The sequence below is a fragment of the Providencia sp. PROV269 genome, from assembly GCF_028477785.1.
GTDB classification, from domain to species: domain Bacteria; phylum Pseudomonadota; class Gammaproteobacteria; order Enterobacterales; family Enterobacteriaceae; genus Providencia; species Providencia rettgeri.
In genome coordinates, this window is the sequence record NZ_JAMPLV010000006.1 from 151,497 (window position 1) to 170,846 (window position 19,350).

Here is a 19,350-nt window from a genome sequence, read left to right on the forward strand (position 1 = left end):
GATAATTGTTATCAATTTAACAATTAATGTAATGGGATACTTTCGACCGCCGGAATTTGTCTATCGTTATCCGGCTACACACTGTTATTTTTTGAGTTGATTAGGTGAAATGCCAAAACGTTTGCGAAATACAACGGAGAAATGAGCGGGGGTATAGCCGACTTGGTAAGCCACTGTTGAGATATTTGCATCATTCATACTCAATAGCTGGAAAGCTGTTTCCAAACGGGTCTCCTGCAACCAGCCATAAATACTATTGCCAAATAATTGGCGAAAGCCTTGCGTGAGTTTACGGGTATTGACCCCTAACCGTTTAGCCAATTCATCTAAACTGGGTGGGGATTCCATTTCCTGAATCAATATAGTTTTTGCCATATGCAAGATATCAATATCTCTCTGGCGTAGTACGCTCATAACAGGCGTATTTGTATGAGATAGCGAATGATGTAAGCACAGTGCCGTAATTTCAGACACTTTAGCGCTTAAATAGAGTTGGCGTAATGACGAATGAGTTGGGCAAGCAAATAACTGATGAGTGATCGCCAGTACACTCGGTGGAATAACCAACTGTAATAGCTTTGGGGAACGAGGATGATAACAAGTATCTGGTAAACTTAATTGTTGCATTTCCAACCATTCAGGAGAAATATCTATCATGGTGTATTTCATGGTTTGCTGGCCATAAAATTGATTATTCAATAGATAATTTTGCGAGCTGCTCGATAAAATCAAAGAAGGTGAATTGACTTCAACATTTTGTCCCGCACTACTACGGCAACCCATTGCCCCTTGATGGATAGCCACAATTTTGAGCCCAGCGGCTTGTTCTTCTTCAATACCTAAATCACGGTTAATCAGAAACTCACCGCGGCGGATCCGGATAAATTCACCAACAGTTTGTTCTTCACGGGCTGAATGTGCTTGTGTGAATTTATCTTCAATACGCTGCTGCATAGAGCTCTTACCTAGACGAATAAATAAACAGTTATAGTGGCAAAAAAACACCAAGATAACAATAATTATCATTCGCAATAAAAAAGAGGAGATTAATTATCTTAAATTGAAGATTTGACTATAGCTTTTAGGGTTCAAACGCAAATAAAGAATCAATGTTACTAATACAAAGACCACATGCATTGCCCATACCCATGTAAAACTCTGGCTGACTTGATGTAACCAAGCCGCCACTAATGGCCCAAATGCAGCAATAATAAAGCCACCAGCCTGCATCAACGACGTTAATGCGCCTGCGCTAACGGGATGAGGAAGGTGATCTAAAGCCGTAATAATACTGAGTGCAAAGCAGCCGCCTAACCCCATGCCTAATAACGCCACCCACAAAAGTGGCACATCGCTGGCAAACAGCATCAACCCGGAAAAACCAAGTGCTTGGCAACTGAGCGTGACTATCAACCAAAAGCGACGATCAATATTATGCGAAGCAAATACAGGGATCATTAGCGCAGATAACGCCTGAAATACCGTTAATATGGCAACAAACGTGCCACTTTGTGCAGCACTCATTCCCTGCTCTTGGAAAAAAGGTGCCAACCAAGTCACTACGGTACCATAACCCGCATTAATCAGCCCAAAACCTGCCATCAATAACCATGCTCTCGGCTTTCGTAAGAACACCAATACTGAAACTGATTCTACTTTTGAACTCCGCTCTGTATGTACATTCGCCCAAATAGCCAACAACGCCAGCAAAGCTGGGAAGGCAAGCCACGCTAAGGCACTCTGCCAATGGCCTGTCATTTCCTCAACTAAAGGGGTGAGCTGTGCGCCAATTGCTCCCCCCGCCATTAACGTGGCGGAATACAACCCTGTCATCATCGCCATTTTTTGGGGGAAATTCGCTTTAATGAGCCCAGGAAATACCGACTGAATATAAGCCGCCCCCACACCACATAAAAAAGCCGTTAATAATAAAGCCGCACCATCAACAACAAAGTAACGAGCGAGTGAACCGACTAGCAGTAATAGCATTGCAGTACTGATCCCTGCACGCTCGCCTATACGTTGGTTTAACATCGGTACAACCAATGCCCCAACCCCCATCAACAACATGGGTAACAAGGTTAAAAGCGAAATGCTTTGATAACTCATCCCTGTCGTTTGAATGATATTGTCGATAACAGGCCCTGGGCCCGTCATAAAGGGCCGTAAATTCAACCCGACTAAGACAATGGTCAGTATCAACGCCAACGAAGATGGTGCTGTTTTACTCATTTAGATTGCCGTTCCCACCACTGTTGGTACAGGGTGCTGCGCATTTCACCGTTGGGCTTTAATTGCTCAAACCGTAAACCTGATTGTTGTTCAGGCGCGACTCTCAGCGCTTTTGCAATGGCATCCGTAGAAAGCCCAAAAGGTGCGGCATCATCGTTTGAATAGGCGTAAACGACCCGAGAGATACCCGCCATTCGCATGGCAGCAAGGCACATGGGACAAGGCTGTCCACTCGCATAAACCACACAGTCATCTAATTTCACGCGGCTTAATTTTTGCCCTGCCTGACGCAGCGCCATCAGCTCTGCATGGGCAGTTGGGTCATTGAGCTCAAGCATCTGGTTGACGCCACTTGCAACGACTTGCCCATCACAGACAACAATTGCGCCAAAAGGTCGTCCGCCAGCTTGCACGTTTTCCATTGCTAAGTTGATAGCTTGTTGCAAAAATTGCGTATCCGACATTATTTCGCTCCCGAATTCTCAAGAATTTCAATCAAATTACGGTAACCTTTGCTTTTTGCCAACGTCAACGGTGATATCCCCGAGCCATCCGCTAAATTGACATCTGCGCCGCCTTTAATTAATTCAGTGACAATTTGTGCGTACTTATCGCTACCATCACCCAAAATAATCGCCTCAATCAGTGCAGTCCAACCCAACCGATTAACGTGATTCACATCAACCCCTGCATCAATCAAGGTTTTGACCGTCGTTACGTGTCCGCGTTCTGCCGCAGGGATCAACGCAGTTCCCCCGTAGCGGTTAGTACTTTTTAAATCAGCCCCATTTTTCAGGGTTAATAATAAAATATCTTGCAGCCCACGCGCCCCTGAATAAAGGTACGGTGAATCTTGCATGTTATCCTTCGCATTCACATCTGCACCGCGCTCAATTAAATAGCGCGCCACATCCACACGGTTTTCATGGGTTGCCGCCATCAACGCAGTACGTTGGCGTAAATCGCGTTGTTCAATATTCGCGCCTTGCTCAACCAAGGATTTAACAGCTTGTAGATTACCTTGTTCAGCCAATGACACCAAAGAATCAAGTTGTGAATTCGCCATACCTTTCACCATAAATACCAATGAAACTATAAAAATGCTAGCTAAGTGAAACAACCATTTCCCACGTAAAAAGAATGTTTTCATGATTAATCTCCCCGATGACTCTTTAATCTACTGAAAAAGTATGCTATTTAAAAATTAAATAACTAAATGATAGGTATTTATAAAATGAATCCATTGCTCAATCTTGTTTTGTTGAAAACCTTTGTCACTGTTGCTGAAACAGGGAATTTCACCGTGGCTTCACAGCATTTAAATTCAACGCAATCAACATTGAGCCAGCAGATTCAACGGCTAGAAACTTTAGTCGGCCAGCCTTTATTCATCCGGGGACACCGTATACTTACCTTAACCGAAACTGGTGAGGTTTTGTTGAGTTATGCAAAAAATATCTTAGTACTTAATGATACCTTCTTTATGAAAATCACTGGCAATGCGGTAATTCAAACTATTCGGCTCGGTTTTCCAGAAGATCTCGCTTCTGGCCAAGTTACCCCAACACTTGCTGCATTTATGCAAGCTAATCCCAATATACGGCTAGAAGTCACGAGTGGCCTAAGCCGCCAGCTTCATCAGCGCTACCAACATGGTGAGTTAGATTTAATTATTGTGAAACAGAAAAAAGGCGAATTTAAAAGCGATTACCATTGGCCTGAACCATTATGTTGGCTAATTAGCAACCAATATAAACACTTCAATAATGATTCCGTACCCTTGGTAGTTTTTCCTGAAAATGGTCTATATCGTAATGATATGTTTAAGTTATTAGACAATGAACAGCGCCCTTGGCACATAACTTATACTTGTTCTAGCCTCGCGGGCATTCAAAGTGCTATCGCTGACGGGTTAGGGGTCAGCTTATTACCTTTGCGAGCAAAACTACCTCAACATCGAATTTTAACAGAAGAAGAAGGTTTCCCAGCCGCTCAAGAAATGGAAATTGCCATGCATTTCCACGCAAATACTTCGGATATTGTTACTCAGCTAGCCGAGAAACTGGCACAAAAATTGGAGGAACGCGAGTGATACATAAACTGATTGAATTAGAAAAAAAATTACATAACAGTACTAACCGACAGAATAGCCATTTTCTTCGTGAGATTTTGCATGCAGATTTTTTTGAATTTGCTCGTTCTGGAGGAACCAGTGATAAGCGAGATACGCTTTTGTCATTAGCAAATGAAATGGAAACATCTATTTATTCAGAAAATTATCACTGCTCATTCTTGAGCGATAATACCGTGTTAATGACCTATACCAGTTTTGAATTACACTATGGTAAAAAAATCAAACCCACCCATCGTTCATCTATTTGGCTAAAAAATTCAGAAAACCAATGGCAGCTGCGGTTTCATCAAGGAACCCCAATATAACTCTCTACTAAAAAATTTGAAGCCTACTGAAAAACAACAGCCTCCATTTGAAGACTGCTGTTTTTTATTGACGATTACTTATCAAAATAACCCGCTCGGATAGATGCCCCAATAAGATTCACCACGAAGCGCCCAGCAGTCACCCCCGTTAGCTTAGATGGAATATCTTTGGCTGGGGTAATTTCCACAATATCCATACCAACAACGCGACCCTTCTTCACTAAACCGTGAATTAGGCTCCGAGCTTGCAAATAGGTCACCCCACCAGGAGCTGGGCCATCAACTCCAGGCATGATACTTGGGTCAATCCCATCTGCATCAATACTAATATAGTAGTTCGAATTATCAGGGATCCGGTCTAAAATGGCTTGCATCCCAACCTCATGCAGTTCGTAGGCTGGAATAACATGCGCCCCATGGTCTTTAGCCGCTTGGTAATCCGCTGGGCGCCCACTACCTTGCGCACGTAAACCAATTTGGAAAATTTCACCGATATGTTTCATTTCTGAAGCGCGGCGGATCGGGCTTGAAAGGCCAGTATCGACACCATTAACCTCTTCACGCCAATCTAAATGCGCGTCAATATGCACAAGTGTAATCGGTCCTATTTCATCAAATCCCTGCAAAATAGGTGTTGTGATGCCATGATCGCCCCCTAAAACAATAGGAAGTGCTTTAGCTCTTAGTAATTGCCGAACCGCCTCAGCCGCACGTTGATGATGTTCCCCCAAAGGCTTTGATAAATCAGGAATAACATCACCACAGTCAACAAATTTAATATCTTTTCGGCCTTGTAATAGTGGCCCATCAATATCAAAATCATAATGATCTGGATGCCTAACAATTCGGTCACTCATATCACGTAAATATTGTGGAGCTCGAGATTGGTCATTGGTAAATGCGTGAGCACTATAAGCAGAACTAAATGGCATCCCTAGTATGGCAATATCCGCTTCAATGTCGGTCAATTCAGTCACTAATTCTGAATATAAAAATGTTTTATGCCCAACATTTGGGGGTGTCGTTAATTTTTTCATACAAACTATTCCTTCTTAGATTTAGTTTTATTTCTTTTATTTTTTATTTCTTAGCCACCAAATGTGTTAGCTAGGAATACAAATAGAGGAACACCAACAATATCCGTTAATACCGTTCCGGCGATTGGAATAATAATGAATGCCTTTCGTGAGAATAAACCATATTTATTACAAATAGCGTCCATAACCACTAAGCCATTTGGTGTTGCACCTAAACCATGTCCAATAAAACCAGCGGACATAACAGCAGCATCATAGTTTTTACCTAATGCGCGATAAACAACAAATATAGAAACTAATATTGTTGTAATAACCTGAGATATTAATATAATCGTTAGTGGTAATGCTAACTCATATAATTCCCAAAGTTTTAATTTCATCATTGCCATCACTAAAAACATTTCTAGTGATAGAGTAGAAATTAACACCACTGTATTACGAGATATTTTAATTATCGGTTTTCTTTCATTAATTGAATGAAATACAACACCAACAAATAAACTAAAAATATGGCCGGGAATGGTAAAGCCTGTTGCTGTGCTTATCCATTTCGCTGTCGGCATTCCGATAGCGAGTATGCTTAAAATAATCGCTCCTGTAATAATACATTGTTGGGCTGTAATTTTATCTTCTTTGCTGTTACTTTCTGCTAAATTTTCTAAATCAACATGGTCAGTTTCAATTTTTAATTTATTTCTTTGGATCAACCAGTTCCCAACTGGCCCCCCTAGAATTGACCCTGCAATCAAACCAAACGTTGAAGCCGCTAACCCAACATTCAGTGCTTGGTCATGACCAAAGGATTCAATCAGTGGTGCTAAAGATGCCGCCATACCATGACCACCCTGCATCGAGGCTTGGCCTGCCATCATGGCAACTAATGGCTCAATATCTAAAACATATGATAAACCAATGCTGACGCCATTTTGCATAAATGCCAATCCCCAGCAAATTACCATATAAATCAGTAATATTTTTCCACCACTCACTAATAGTTTAACACCTGTCATTAAACCAATTGTGACGAAGAATACATACATCGATAAGTCATATAATGTGTTATCAAAATTAAGTTCTACAATATTAAATTGATAAGCTAACCACATTACAATAGAAAACATAAACCCGCCGATAACAGGGCTAGGAATTGAATACTTCATAAAAAATGGGAATTTTTTTATAATTACATTGCTAGCGATTAATAATAAAGCCCCTAATGCTGTAAATGTAATCATATCTAATTTTATTGTTAACAATTCATCTGTGACCATAAATTAGAATCCTTTTGTATTTATATATATTTGGATTAATTATTATTTTGTGGCGCCACTTTGGTAATAATCTATTAACAACTACAACTTTAAGATATACGTATCTGATAGGAATAAAAGTGATATTTTTGATCCTATGGTTTCATAAAATGAAACCTTTTATAGAAAACAAAAATAATTTTAATAATTAAAATAAAACAACATTATTTGTGTCGTTTGTATCCCAACAAAAATTAAGCTAGATTAGCATTTAGTGATTCATTTCACGTAATAGGTATAAATATGCATAATAAAAAATTAACGGAAAAAGACTTAAAATCATTACGTGTTTTTACTTCTGTTGCAGAAGTCGGTGGCTTTACCATTGCAGAAAAAAAATTAAATATGTCAAAAGCGTCAATAAGCCGCCATATTCGTGAAATTGAAGAAAAACTCGGTGTCCAATTATGTGAAAGAGGGCCTTCAGGCTTTAAGCTAACTGAATCAGGTTTATTTGTTATCGAAAAAGCCAAAACCGCTTTGAAAGCATTAGATAATATCAAAACTGAAGTTGATGAACGCCATGGGGTTTTATCTGGCACATTAGTTATTGGTGTTATTGAACATATTTTAACGGATCCACTATGCCATCTATCAGCAACAATCACTCAATTTACCCAAGAAGCACCTAATGTCAAATTAGAGCTAAGCATACTCAACCATAATCAATTAAATAAAGCACTTAGCGACAGAACAATTCAAATTGGTATTCGGGGGCAGTATCACGAAAATAACCGTTATAATTATCAATTCTTATTTATAGAAAACCATAAGCTTTATGTTTCTGCCAATACCGCCAGCAACAAGCATAATCTAGCATTGGTTTACCGGCCACATCCATTCACTGAAAGTATTTTAGCATCGGGTGAATTTAGTCGAGGCCCTGAAGCCGCTGGCCTTGAGGCCGTTGCTACCTTTATCGCTTCAGGTCACTATGTCGGAATTCTGCCCGAGAACTATGCCTCTCATATTAATTTTCGCCACTCACTAGTAGAAATGAACGATTCCCCTGTTTTTCATAACCGCATATGTGCGATCACTGAGGCCAGTAAACCGCTAACACAAAGTGAAGCATTATTTTTAAAACTACTTTCACAATTAAGTGAAACTTCGCTATCTACATGATCAAAAAATCCCCCAGTAAGTCACCTTACTGAGGGATTCATCACAAGAAACTTAATGCGTGTTAATTACAGAACATCAACACAGTTCAGTTCTTTAAATGCTTGCTCTAAACGAACAACCATTGACTCTTGTGCTTTACGCAGCCATACACGTGGGTCATAGTATTTTTTGTTAGGTTTATCCGCACCTTCTGGGTTACCTAACTGACCTTGCAGATAGCCTTCGTTCTTTTTGTAGTACTGTAAAATACCATCCCAAGTTGCCCACTGAGTATCAGTGTCGATGTTCATTTTGATAACACCGTAGCTAACTGCTTCTTTGATTTCAGCAGCACTTGAGCCAGAACCACCGTGGAATACGAAGTCTAAGCTGTTGTGTGGCAGATTATATTTTTCTGAAACGTAGTCTTGTGAATTACGCAGAATTTTTGGCGTTAACTGAACGTTACCTGGTTTATAAACACCGTGAACGTTACCGAAAGATGCAGCGATAGTGAAACGTGGGCTCACTGCACTCAGTTTTTCATACGCATATGCAACGTCTTCTGGCTGAGTGTACAGCTCAGAACTGTCCATTCCGGTGTTATCAACACCATCTTCTTCACCACCTGTACAGCCTAATTCGATTTCCAATGTCATATCGATTTTAGCCATACGTGCTAAGTATTTAGCACAGATTTCGATGTTTTCTTCCAGTGATTCTTCTGACAAGTCAATCATGTGAGAAGAGAACAGTGGTTTACCGGTTTTCGCGTAGTGTTTTTCACCTGCATCTAACAGGCCATCGATCCATGGCAGTAATTTTTTCGCACAGTGGTCAGTATGCAGAATAACAGGAACACCGTAGTGCTCTGCCATTTGATGCACATGATAAGCACCTGAAATTGCACCTAAAATTGCAGCTTGTTGGCCTTCTGCTTTCAAACCTTTACCTGCGATAAATGCGGCACCGCCGTTTGAAAACTGAACAATAACTGGCGCACGCACTTTCGCGGCCGTTTCAAGTACGGCGTTAATTGAATCCGTACCAACACAGTTCACCGCTGGCAATGCAAAGTTATTTTCTTTGGCAACTGCGAAAACTTTCTGTACATCATCACCCGTGATAACACCCGGTTTAACAAAATCAAAAATTTTAGACATGTGAAAAGGTCCTGTGGTAAACAGGCAGCCTACGCTGCCTGTTGTGTATGAACAATTAATTACGCTTTAGCACGTTCTTCTAGCATCACAACGGCAGGGAGCTTTTTGCCTTCAACGAACTCAAGGAAAGCACCGCCACCAGTAGAGATATATGAAATTTTGTCAGCAATATCGAATAAATCGATAGCTGCTAGGGTGTCACCACCACCAGCGATAGAGAATGCGTCGCTATCAGCAATCGCTTTTGCAACGATCTCGGTACCTTTACGGAAATTAGGGAACTCAAACACGCCTACTGGGCCATTCCAAAGAATGGTTTTGGCATTTTTCAGGATCTCAGCCAAGCGCTGTGCAGATTCATCACCTAAATCCAGAATTTGTTCGTCATCTTTAATTTCAGTACTCGCTTTCAGAGTTGCTGGTGCAGTTTCAGAGAACTCGGTTGCAACGCGAACATCCGTTGGTACTGGAATTTGGCAGTTTGCCAGTAATTTTTTCGCTTCAGGGATTAAGTCCGCTTCATATAATGAGCGACCAACATTATTGCCTTCCGCTGCGATAAAGGTATTTGCAATACCGCCACCAACAATCAGCTGGTCTGCGATTTTAGATAGGGAATCTAATACAGTCAGTTTCGTTGACACTTTAGAACCACCAACAATCGCAACCATTGGACGAGCTGGGTTATCTAATGCTTTACCTAATGCTTCTAACTCACCACTCAGTAGTGGGCCAGCACAAGCAACTGGAGAGAATTTAGCAACACCATGTGTTGACGCTTGTGCGCGGTGAGCCGTACCAAATGCGTCCATAACATAAACATCACACAATGCAGCGTATTGTTTAGACAGGGTTTCATCGTCTTTTTTCTCGCCTTTATTAAAGCGAACGTTTTCCAGCACAACTAACTCGCCAGCTTCGATTTCAACACCGTTAAGGTAGTCTTTAACTAAGCGGACTGGGTAATCCATTTTGTCAGCCAGATAGTCAACAACAGGTTGCAGTGAAAACTCTTCGTTGTACTCGCCTTCGGTCGGGCGACCAAGGTGAGAAGTGACCATGACTTTAGCGCCTTGTTTCAGAGCAGCTTCAATTGTTGGTAATGAAGCACGAATACGTGCATCAGAAGTAACTTTGCCATCTTTTACAGGAACGTTTAAGTCAGAACGGATGAATACGCGTTTACCCGCTAAGTCTAAATCGGTCATCTTAATTACAGACATGGTGAATCCTCTCGTTGATTCTCTATAAAGTTTCCATCAGCGACTGTGCAAAACAATAAAGTTATCATGCCCTGCTGTCTGTCAGTCGCCAATTAGTTTAAACCTGTCGCTGCCATCGCTAATGTTGTATCTAGCATCCGGTTAGCAAACCCCCATTCGTTATCACACCAAACTAGGGTTTTAATTAAATGCTTACCACTAACTCTCGTTTGTGTACCATCAATAATAGCACTGTGTGGATCATGATTGAAATCCATCGAGACTAGCGGTAATTCAGTGTAGTCCACTATACCACGAAAATGGCCTTGTGCCGCGCTTCGCAGTAGTTGGTTGACTTTATCAACACAAACATCGTTATGTACGGTAACACTCAAATCAATCGCTGTCACATTCGTCGTCGGTACACGGACAGAAATGGCTTCAAAATGGTCTTTAAATTTCGGAAAAATTCGCGTAATTCCTGCCGCTAACTTGGTATCAACAGGAATAATAGACTGACTCGCTGCACGAGTTCTGCGTAAATCTTTATGATAGGCATCGATAACAGGCTGGTCATTCATTGACGCATGAATCGTCGTCACGGTTCCCGATTCAATCGAAAATGCCTCATCAAGCAATTTAATAATAGGAATAATACAGTTGGTGGTGCAAGAAGCATTGGAAACAATCTTGTCTTGAGCGGTTAAACTTTCATGGTTAACACCATAAACGATAGTTGCATCAAGGTCATCAGTACCCGGGTGAGAAAATAATACTTTTTTCGCCCCTGCCGCTAAATGCAATAAGCCGTCATCCCGTGAACCATAAACCCCACTACAATCTAAAACAACATCAATCCCCAGTTCTTTCCAAGGCAACTCATGCAGCTCAGATTGGTGAAATAAACGAATATTATCATCACCAACTTGTAAAAGTGTTCCGTTAAGTCGTACATCCCAAGCAAAACGCCCATGGCTGGAATCATACTTCAGCAAATGCGCAATCCCTTCAGGTTCAGCAAGTTCATTAACCGCCACCACGACAATCTCTGCCCGACGGCCAGACTCATACAACGCTCTTAGAACACTTCGACCAATGCGGCCAAAGCCATTTATTGCTACCCTGATTGCCATTCTACACCTTGTATCTGAGCAAAATCACACGGTTGCTAAGGATAACTGACTCACACCAACTCTACTGCTCATTTTAGCTGTCAAACATCAAAAGTGTGCTTCAACCGACATTTTTAAAAAATATTTTCATTCTGCAACATACAACTGAAACGGTTCAGCTTATCTAGGATTAGATTAAGGGATATATTTATAGAACGCAATAGAAAATCCTATATTGGTGCACAAAAAAACAACGCCTAGTTTATCGCTAGGCGTTGTTCAGCAAGATAATTAGAAATGAGAACCGAAATTCGGAACTCATTCCTTCTTATTTTATTTCAGTAAAGATTTCGCAGCTTCAACTGCTTTCTCTACTGTGATACCGAATTCTTTAAACAGAACTTCGGCAGGAGCAGATTCACCAAAGGTATGCATACCGATGATGGCACCGTTTAAACCAGTGTACTTGAACCAGTAATCTGCAATACCCGCTTCGATAGCAACACGTGCTGTCACATTGGCAGGTAAAACTGCTTCACGGTAAGCCGCGTCTTGTTTATCGAATGCATCAGTAGAAGGCATTGATACAACACGAACTTTACGGCCTTCTAATGTTAATTGGTCAGCCGCTTTAACTGCCAATTCCACTTCAGAACCTGTAGCAATAAAGATTAACTCAGGCGTACCTGCGCAATCTTTCAGAATGTAAGCCCCTTTCTCGATATTGGCTAATTGTTCGGCGCTACGAGGTTGTTGCTCTAAGTTCTGGCGAGAGAAGATTAATGCGCTTGGGCCATCTTTACGCTCGATAGCATATTTCCACGCCACCGCAGATTCAACTTGGTCACAAGGACGCCACGTGCTGACATTTGGTGTCACACGCAGGCTTGCCAGTTGCTCAACCGGTTGGTGAGTCGGGCCATCTTCACCCAGACCAATAGAATCGTGAGTATAAACGAAGATGCTACGCACTTTCATCAGTGCTGCCATACGAACCGCATTACGCGCGTATTCAACAAACATCAGGAATGTCGCGCCGTAAGGAATGAAACCACCATGTAACGCGATACCGTTCATGATAGCTGACATACCAAATTCACGAACACCGTAGTGAATATAGTTACCCGCTGGGTCAACATTCAGCGCTTTCGAACCTGACCACATGGTTAAGTTACTTGGTGCTAAGTCTGCAGAACCACCCATAAATTCTGGTAACACTTTACCAAACGCTTCTAATGCATTTTGTGATGCTTTACGGCTGGCAATATTTGCTGGGTTTTGTTGCAGATTTTCAACAAATTGTTTTGCATCCGCGTCAAAATTAGCTGGTAATTCACCATTCATACGACGAGTAAATTCCGCAGCTAATTCAGGGAATTGGGCTGAATATGCGGCGAATTTTTTATCCCAAGCGCTTTGTTTTTCTTTACCTGCGGTACGAGCATCCCAAGCTTCGTAGATATCTTTAGGAATTTCGAATGGACCGTAGCTCCAACCCAGAGCTTCACGAGTTGCTGCAATTTCAGCATCACCTAAAGGTGCACCGTGGACAGACTCAGAACCAGCTTTGTTTGGTGAGCCAAAACCAATGATAGTTTTACACATAATCAGTGTTGGTTTATCAGCTTGGTTTTTCGCTTCATTCACTGCCGCATTGATCTGTGATGCGTCATGTCCGTCGATATCACGGATAACATGCCAGCCATAAGATTCGAAACGTGCTGCGGTATCGTCAGTAAACCAACCTTCAACTTCACCATCAATTGAGATGCCGTTGTCATCATAGAATGCGATCAGTTTATTTAATTTCAGTGTACCCGCTAAAGAACATGCTTCGTGCGAGATACCTTCCATCATACAGCCATCACCCATGAAAACATAAGTGTGGTGATCAACAACGTCATGGCCAGGGCGGTTAAATTGCGCGGCTAATGTGCGTTCTGCGATCGCAAAACCCACTGCGTTTGCAATGCCTTGCCCCAAAGGACCAGTTGTTGTTTCAACACCTGGAGTATAGCCATATTCTGGGTGGCCCGGTGTTTTAGAGTGTAATTGGCGGAAGTTTTTTAACTCTTCGATAGGTAAGTCATAACCAGTGAGGTGCAGTAAGCTATAAATCAACATTGAGCCATGGCCGTTTGACAGTACAAAACGGTCACGATCTGCCCAGTGAGGGTCTGCTGGGTTATGATTCATATGGTCACGCCACAGTACTTCAGCGATATCAGCCATGCCCATTGGCGCGCCAGGATGCCCTGATTTTGCTTTTTGAACCGCATCCATACTTAGAAAGCGGATAGCATTAGCAAGGGTTTTACGAGTCGTCATCAGTATACTCCAGGTAGGATAAAAACGTACTTAAACCAATTTTTACAACGCAATACGGATAGTGCTACTTTAATTTCGCTGCAACATGAAAGTATCAAGTTACCGAGGTATCGCCATCGGTCTCCTTATCTAAGAAACCACAGCACATCGACAACAAACTGAGCATTTCACGAATAGAGCGATTGAAAGTAACCCAATTCTACCCATACCGCAATATTTGCTATGTTCATGGCAGCAGATCGCTAATAAATTGAACTGCCGCAAAGCTGAATCCATTCCATTGCGCAAAATATCCCTTAAGACTTACATTTTTGCGCAAGTGACTAACCTTATTAAACCTGAGTTCAGTGTCTGGGATCAAGGTGATTTATGCTTCTAGCACATTTAGCTGCCACATTAGTGATAATTGGCAAAGTTTTAGACAAAAAAAAGCGCAATATGCCCGAATATTTTTGTTTGAGTTGAGTAAAAGACCTAGCCTTTCTAATGACTATTAATAGATAGAAGTAACATGAATTGAAAAAAAACCAGTAACAACAAATATTACTGGCTAATCATATAATATAAAATTTTAAATCAGCTAATCGCAGTTGCCTATAGAATAGTATTTATCAAATATAACAATGTATTTACGGCTTTTTTTCTTTACAGCTTCATGGTGAAATTCTTGTTGTGGTAAAAGATAAAGAACTAAGGGCTGCTCATCATCCTTTACTTCACAGCTTTCATGAATTAGCACCCTAAAATAAGTATTGCCCGTATTTTTTAATATGCCCGCATCCACATCCATCGCATATTTAAATGCAATATCTTTCGGCCTAACCACAAAATAGGTTTCTAAACTAACTGTGGGGTAAAATAACGGTTGCTGATTCTGAAAAGAGTCAGTTTCCACATCAAGTGCCGTTTCACTGATCACAATCTTATAATAGCGTTCTTTATCATCCGCTTTACCGCGATAAAAAATCTTAAAATACTCTTGCTCACCGGGTAATACGATTTTTTTTAATGGGGTAAAAATAATTTCCCCTTCTTCTATTGGCTTCCCTTGCTCTTTATTATCAGGCTTATCTATTTGGTATGCACTAAATGTATATAAATTCACCTTTTTCGTATCATTGATATAGGACTTTGAAAAAAAGCTTTTATTGGGCTCTAAAGATGAAATATCTGAGCTCAAATAAAGTGGATAGGCTTTACCAAAACATGAAAAAAGCAATAATAACAGCGAGCTAATCAATAGTTGAGTCGCTATACGCTTCAGCTTATCAGTATAAATCGCGCCAACCTTATAAATGGACATCTGGCCCCGTCCAAATCGCTTTCACGACAACCGTTCCACTCGCAGACACCGTTCCTAACCAATCGATGCCATCTAACGTAAATAATGAGTTTGAATCATTCATTGGGAAACGTAAATCCAAATTAGTGCGATAAAAAGAACCTAAATCTTGGTTAGGGATATCCCATGGTGTTTCCGTCCACAAGGCATTATCCATCGATATTTCCGTACCATCACAACTTGAGCGATAAGACTCTTCGATACCTGAAGCATTTTTAAATGACAAGTAAGCTGAAAACGGAACACGAAATTTGTCATCATCGGAGCTGAACAAACAAAAGTTTTGTCCGTTAACATTCACTGTCGGCCCCTCGACTCTTGCAGTGATCGCGTCCGCTTGTCGAGGGCCGCTTGTCGTCACAATATAATTAAACTCAATTGGTGGTTCCGCTGGGCCAATTTTCCCAGTTTTTGACGGGTTAGGAATATAATCCGCAGGCACAATACTAATGCTGTAGTCCCTAGGCTTTATCACTAACTGGTTCGATGGCGTGAATTCATAATAGCCTGACTGTGGGGCAGCGGCAGGGTTCGTAAACGAAAACGTAAAAAAGTCTTGGCTATTGGTGAAATCAATATTATTTGTCACTAATTGTTTGAAAAACGTATTAGAAAAAAAGATAGAAACATAGTTATTTGAACTTTTAAAATATGAGTTCGCTGCATAAGATGAGTTGTAATTTTGCCAAACATTAGAACCGTCGTCAGGGCCTATTTTTATTGACGCAGCAGCAGGGGTAAATGGAATTAATGTTGAATTTACTTTTAATGTTAGCAACACATTCGCAAAAATATCCCCCGATGTTTCATGTTTTACCACTTGGCAAATTAAACCGTTCACGTTGGCAACAATACCAATACGACAAAATTGCTCCCCGGGACCTAGGCTTGGGTTACCATTACTATCAATGTAAACTTCTTGCATTGCGCCTGTTGAACTCAGTTTAATATGCCCTGATTTCGTCATTGTAAACTCATGAGATGCGATAATTCGTCCACCAACACTTTGGCAACTTTCCCCTTTTGCAGGGTCATAATCCAAGTCAGTCATACATGCACGATAGCTATAAGTTTCTACTGTACCAATAGGCAGTTTTTGAAAATATTGGTATGTTGACTCACTAAAAATACCTCGCGCATATGCCCCTTCCCCCAAGGTATTATCCTGTACAATTTTATACGCGCCATTTCGACCAACATATTGTGCAGGCCAATAACCCGTATCGCGATTACAGTAATTACGCATACAGCGGTTACCAATAAATGGGCTATCAATCGGTGAATTTTCAAACCAAATATCTACATTCTGGTTGGCCCGAATCGAGGTATTGGTGTAGCCCATATAACCTAAGCTTTCTTGGTTTCTTGCTGAATAACGGGAAAATTTATTTGCGCCAGTGAATCGAGGATCTAAAGACCTTGGTGTTACAAAAAACTCATTATCAACACCATTTTCAATAAATACATAAGAGTTACTCAGAGCCACAGCTAAGCCAGAAGAACTAAAGACGCCATTCAACAAACAACTCGTCAAAAATAGTAAGAAATATTTTTTATTCATCATGAAACTCTCATTGCCTTAATGCGACTGTTCTTTGCGGGTCACAGGTAACATCCCCTAGCCATAACGCACCTCTGGCTCCCTCTAGATTCAAATCAGCTTCGCAAATAGTTTGCTCATCTTCTTGTAGAAGTGAAATAACAGGGTAGCGAACATCGACATCCATCGAAAACTCACCATTGTGATCTGTTTTTGTGCGACCAATATGGTTACGGATAGACGCATATTTAATAAATTCGCCAGTTGGCGATTTCAAACGACCAAATACCGTCACGAGCTGCCTAACTTCAGGTTTATAAATAGCAATATTCCCAGGGTATAATGTGACAGACTTATTTCGCCCCGATACAATGTCAAAACTGTCTTTAGATTTCGCATCATTCATTAATTGAATGTCATAATCCGAATAAGGGGATAATGGAATAAAGGTATTTGCTCCACTAATAGGGTAATTTTGCCCATTAACACGTGCTGTCATACTCCCAGCCCCATAAATATCCGAATTAATAATGACGCCTGATTTCCCTTGCTGCCCACTTGGCATAATAGTTCCATTGCTATAAGCGACTGAGCCTCTTGAGGTCAAATTACCATTAAGCCTATTACTATCGGGCCGGTTAAGTGTCACCATACCTGAGTTATATTTAGTCTCGTAAGAGGCATAGCCCATTGTTGAAATATTAGACTCACCGTTATTTTTATCTTTAACTAGCTTTGACACCGAACCTCCGACACTTGTAATAACCGAATCATCAAAGCTCTTATTCGCATAAATATTGGCTTTCACATTACCATTGCTCGATGAAAGACCTGTACTCAACCATGTTGATAACGGTAATGAAAAATCGAGGCTAATAAATTTTTCATTCATACTTTTTTGGTCATCATAGTGATAACGCTGAACGCCTGTTCTTAACCCAATCGTGCCGTAACGACCTGAAAACAATGTATTTGAATACTCATAGTTAATTGAATCACTACCAATACGTTTATCTTTTGTACTACTAATAGTGAATGTTCCCGCTCGCTCAAATACCTTGTCAAAATTTAAAGTCGCGCCATAAGAATAACTATCAGAGTCATAAATGGGTAATTCACCTTTTACTACGGCCTTTTCTTTCGAAGCCCAAACAGATCCATAGCCATCAGGTATATTTGTCGATAGCGTAGCAATATTTCTATGGCTTCCATGGTTTTCAATCATTCCCTGCCAAGACAGTGATACATACTGATTTAAAGAAAAGTTAATACTGCTTTCATTAATTAAAAAATTGTCATAGCCATAATTAGACATCTGAATATTTAATCCAGATAAAACAGGAAAACCTTTTGCCACGGACGCACCGACTAAATAACTTTGCTTCAGTGGCTCACGTTTAGAATATTTTCCTCTTACATAACGTTTCTTATCAAAATCAACATATCCCCCATAGACTTCCCAATTTAACTTTTCAAAATTAGCGCCGCTAGTTCCAAAAGATTTATTAATTGTTTGATGTTGAGTCGTCACAATTTTACCATCTACAACGGTCTCAATCGTGACATCATAGATACCAAATGGAAGAATACTCGTGTCGACTTCAAAGCTACCCATCGGAAAATTTTGAATATTTAATAACTTTCCATCACGGTAAATACGAATTTCACCTGGGCTATTTAAAAATACATAGATTGGTGTTAACGAATATTTTGAGTTCACCACGACACTAGATGCATTATTTCCTAGTGTAACTGCATAAATTTTACTGCTATTTAGTGTAGTTAGGCTCGCAATAGACTGTAAATTCCACGTACTCATTAACCCAATCGCATAACGTATTCCATTAAAATCGCGTTCATACATAGCACGATATAATTCAATATCAGAGTTTGATTTACCAATGCTGTAAACTGATGCATTAATGTTAATGTGGTGTTCGGCTATAGCCAACAAAGTATCTAAATTAAAATAGCTACTCGACGAATTTTTCCCTTTTTTTACCTGACTTCCAAAAACACCTAAATCATAATTAGCTACTGCAGAAAAATCATTTACCGATGAGTCACCTAGAGAAAATTGCCTAACTTTTTCTTTAGGCACAAAAGCATCTTGGTCAACATCGAGTGACAGATTAAATGAAGAAATATCTAACTGAAGTAATGCATCTTTATCAATCTTAATGTTATTTGATTCATTGAAAAAGTTATCCTTACTGTTTTCTAATTCATCTATCAATAATGAGCTTAACTTTGGTCCTTGGCTATTATCAATAAAATTAATATTCGCAAGTTTAATTTTTCCTTGTTCAACAATAATGATGGCATCAGCAATTTTATCTTCACTTTGATTTTTTTCTCTAGAGGTATTTAATCGTAAAAAAACAGGTACTGACATTCCCTCTTCCAGTGCCATAACAAAAGCTGGCGGAATAATATACCCACCAATTTTAATACGCTTGTTATCTTTAGCATAAACAACATTTGAAAAAATAAAGCTCATTATTGATAATGCAATAATACTTTTATGCATAGTTAAGATCC

General features: G+C 40.3%; 16 protein-coding genes. 3 read left to right on the top strand and 13 right to left on the bottom strand.

The window, feature by feature from the left end; translation table 11 throughout:
- Nucleotides 1-84: 84 nt before the first annotated feature.
- The 4 genes from PR683_RS10935 to PR683_RS10950 all read right to left on the bottom strand — a co-directional run bounded on the left by PR683_RS10935 (nucleotide 85) and on the right by PR683_RS10950 (nucleotide 3,382).
- A complete protein-coding gene (locus PR683_RS10935; protein WP_272581791.1) occupies nucleotides 85-954 on the bottom strand; it encodes a helix-turn-helix transcriptional regulator in 870 nt (289 codons plus the stop codon).
- 96 nt (nucleotides 955-1,050) lie between these two features.
- A complete protein-coding gene (locus PR683_RS10940; protein WP_123382483.1) occupies nucleotides 1,051-2,232 on the bottom strand; it encodes a cyanate transporter in 1,182 nt (393 codons plus the stop codon).
- The gene (locus PR683_RS10945) at nucleotides 2,229-2,696 is read right to left on the bottom strand and encodes a nucleoside deaminase (RefSeq protein ID WP_004914393.1); all 468 of its coding nucleotides are present in this window, start codon (nucleotides 2,694-2,696) and stop codon (nucleotides 2,229-2,231) included. Before PR683_RS10945 ends, PR683_RS10940 begins: the two co-directional genes overlap by 4 nt.
- Entirely contained in the window at nucleotides 2,696-3,382 is a 687-nt protein-coding gene (locus PR683_RS10950) for an ankyrin repeat domain-containing protein (protein WP_196719809.1), read from the bottom strand. The genes PR683_RS10945 and PR683_RS10950 overlap by 1 nt, the downstream gene beginning before the upstream one ends.
- A gap of 84 nt (nucleotides 3,383-3,466) precedes the next feature.
- Between PR683_RS10950 and PR683_RS10955 the strand changes: the two genes are divergently transcribed.
- Entirely contained in the window at nucleotides 3,467-4,324 is an 858-nt protein-coding gene (locus tag PR683_RS10955; RefSeq protein WP_164528454.1) for a LysR substrate-binding domain-containing protein, read from the top strand.
- A complete protein-coding gene (locus tag PR683_RS10960; RefSeq protein WP_109911913.1) occupies nucleotides 4,321-4,671 on the top strand; it encodes a nuclear transport factor 2 family protein in 351 nt (116 codons plus the stop codon). The genes PR683_RS10955 and PR683_RS10960 overlap by 4 nt, the downstream gene beginning before the upstream one ends.
- A gap of 74 nt (nucleotides 4,672-4,745) precedes the next feature.
- On the opposite strand, the gene PR683_RS10965 is transcribed toward PR683_RS10960, so the two are convergent.
- The gene (locus PR683_RS10965; protein ID WP_109911912.1) at nucleotides 4,746-5,708 is read right to left on the bottom strand and encodes an agmatinase; all 963 of its coding nucleotides are present in this window, start codon (nucleotides 5,706-5,708) and stop codon (nucleotides 4,746-4,748) included.
- Nucleotides 5,709-5,758: 50 nt separating this feature from the next.
- Nucleotides 5,759-6,979: a sodium/glutamate symporter gene (locus PR683_RS10970; protein WP_110732254.1), complete on the bottom strand. Its 1,221-nt coding sequence runs from the start codon at nucleotides 6,977-6,979 to the stop codon at nucleotides 5,759-5,761.
- Nucleotides 6,980-7,261: 282 nt separating this feature from the next.
- Between PR683_RS10970 and PR683_RS10975 the strand changes: the two genes are divergently transcribed.
- Nucleotides 7,262-8,143 carry a LysR family transcriptional regulator gene (locus PR683_RS10975; protein WP_117162845.1) on the top strand — a complete coding sequence of 294 codons (882 nt, stop codon included), beginning with the start codon at nucleotides 7,262-7,264 and terminating at the stop codon, nucleotides 8,141-8,143.
- A 65-nt stretch (nucleotides 8,144-8,208) separates the two neighbouring features.
- Here PR683_RS10975 and fbaA read toward each other — a convergent pair whose 3' ends face one another.
- From fbaA to PR683_RS11010, 7 genes are all read right to left on the bottom strand, one after another.
- Nucleotides 8,209-9,285 carry a class II fructose-bisphosphate aldolase gene (gene fbaA / locus PR683_RS10980; protein ID WP_109911909.1) on the bottom strand — a complete coding sequence of 359 codons (1,077 nt, stop codon included), beginning with the start codon at nucleotides 9,283-9,285 and terminating at the stop codon, nucleotides 8,209-8,211.
- A gap of 59 nt (nucleotides 9,286-9,344) precedes the next feature.
- The gene (gene pgk / locus PR683_RS10985) at nucleotides 9,345-10,508 is read right to left on the bottom strand and encodes a phosphoglycerate kinase (protein WP_004914415.1); all 1,164 of its coding nucleotides are present in this window, start codon (nucleotides 10,506-10,508) and stop codon (nucleotides 9,345-9,347) included.
- Between the two features lie 92 nt (nucleotides 10,509-10,600).
- Entirely contained in the window at nucleotides 10,601-11,620 is a 1,020-nt protein-coding gene (gene epd / locus PR683_RS10990; protein ID WP_004914418.1) for an erythrose-4-phosphate dehydrogenase, read from the bottom strand.
- 312 nt (nucleotides 11,621-11,932) lie between these two features.
- Nucleotides 11,933-13,927, bottom strand: a complete 1,995-nt coding sequence (gene tkt, locus PR683_RS10995; RefSeq protein ID WP_196719808.1) for a transketolase — start codon at nucleotides 13,925-13,927, stop codon at nucleotides 11,933-11,935.
- A gap of 580 nt (nucleotides 13,928-14,507) precedes the next feature.
- Nucleotides 14,508-15,230 (bottom strand): fimbrial protein, encoded by a 723-nt coding sequence (locus PR683_RS11000; RefSeq protein ID WP_231136597.1) that lies wholly within the window; start codon nucleotides 15,228-15,230, stop codon nucleotides 14,508-14,510.
- Nucleotides 15,217-16,833, bottom strand: a complete 1,617-nt coding sequence (locus tag PR683_RS11005) for a fimbrial protein (protein WP_227024218.1) — start codon at nucleotides 16,831-16,833, stop codon at nucleotides 15,217-15,219. Before PR683_RS11005 ends, PR683_RS11000 begins: the two co-directional genes overlap by 14 nt.
- A 7-nt stretch (nucleotides 16,834-16,840) precedes the next feature.
- Nucleotides 16,841-19,339: a TcfC E-set like domain-containing protein gene (locus PR683_RS11010; protein ID WP_164528450.1), complete on the bottom strand. Its 2,499-nt coding sequence runs from the start codon at nucleotides 19,337-19,339 to the stop codon at nucleotides 16,841-16,843.
- Nucleotides 19,340-19,350: the final 11 nt, after the last annotated feature.

Excerpts from the sequence above, each read along its gene's own strand:
- PR683_RS10935 (WP_272581791.1), bottom strand. The coding sequence starts at position 954 with ATGCAGCAGCGTATTGAAGATAAATTCACACAAGCACATTCAGCCCGT.
- PR683_RS10940 (WP_123382483.1), bottom strand. The coding sequence starts at position 2,232 with ATGAGTAAAACAGCACCATCTTCGTTGGCGTTGATACTGACCATTGTC.
- PR683_RS10945 (WP_004914393.1), bottom strand. The coding sequence starts at position 2,696 with ATGTCGGATACGCAATTTTTGCAACAAGCTATCAACTTAGCAATGGAA.
- PR683_RS10950 (WP_196719809.1), bottom strand. The coding sequence starts at position 3,382 with ATGAAAACATTCTTTTTACGTGGGAAATGGTTGTTTCACTTAGCTAGC.
- PR683_RS10955 (WP_164528454.1), top strand. The coding sequence starts at position 3,467 with ATGAATCCATTGCTCAATCTTGTTTTGTTGAAAACCTTTGTCACTGTT.
- PR683_RS10965 (WP_109911912.1), bottom strand. The coding sequence starts at position 5,708 with ATGAAAAAATTAACGACACCCCCAAATGTTGGGCATAAAACATTTTTA.
- PR683_RS10970 (WP_110732254.1), bottom strand. The coding sequence starts at position 6,979 with ATGGTCACAGATGAATTGTTAACAATAAAATTAGATATGATTACATTT.
- PR683_RS10975 (WP_117162845.1), top strand. The coding sequence starts at position 7,262 with ATGCATAATAAAAAATTAACGGAAAAAGACTTAAAATCATTACGTGTT.
- fbaA (WP_109911909.1), bottom strand. The coding sequence starts at position 9,285 with ATGTCTAAAATTTTTGATTTTGTTAAACCGGGTGTTATCACGGGTGAT.
- pgk (WP_004914415.1), bottom strand. The coding sequence starts at position 10,508 with ATGTCTGTAATTAAGATGACCGATTTAGACTTAGCGGGTAAACGCGTA.
- epd (WP_004914418.1), bottom strand. The coding sequence starts at position 11,620 with ATGGCAATCAGGGTAGCAATAAATGGCTTTGGCCGCATTGGTCGAAGT.
- tkt (WP_196719808.1), bottom strand. The coding sequence starts at position 13,927 with ATGACGACTCGTAAAACCCTTGCTAATGCTATCCGCTTTCTAAGTATG.
- PR683_RS11000 (WP_231136597.1), bottom strand. The coding sequence starts at position 15,230 with ATGTCCATTTATAAGGTTGGCGCGATTTATACTGATAAGCTGAAGCGT.
- PR683_RS11005 (WP_227024218.1), bottom strand. The coding sequence starts at position 16,833 with ATGATGAATAAAAAATATTTCTTACTATTTTTGACGAGTTGTTTGTTG.
- PR683_RS11010 (WP_164528450.1), bottom strand. The coding sequence starts at position 19,339 with ATGCATAAAAGTATTATTGCATTATCAATAATGAGCTTTATTTTTTCA.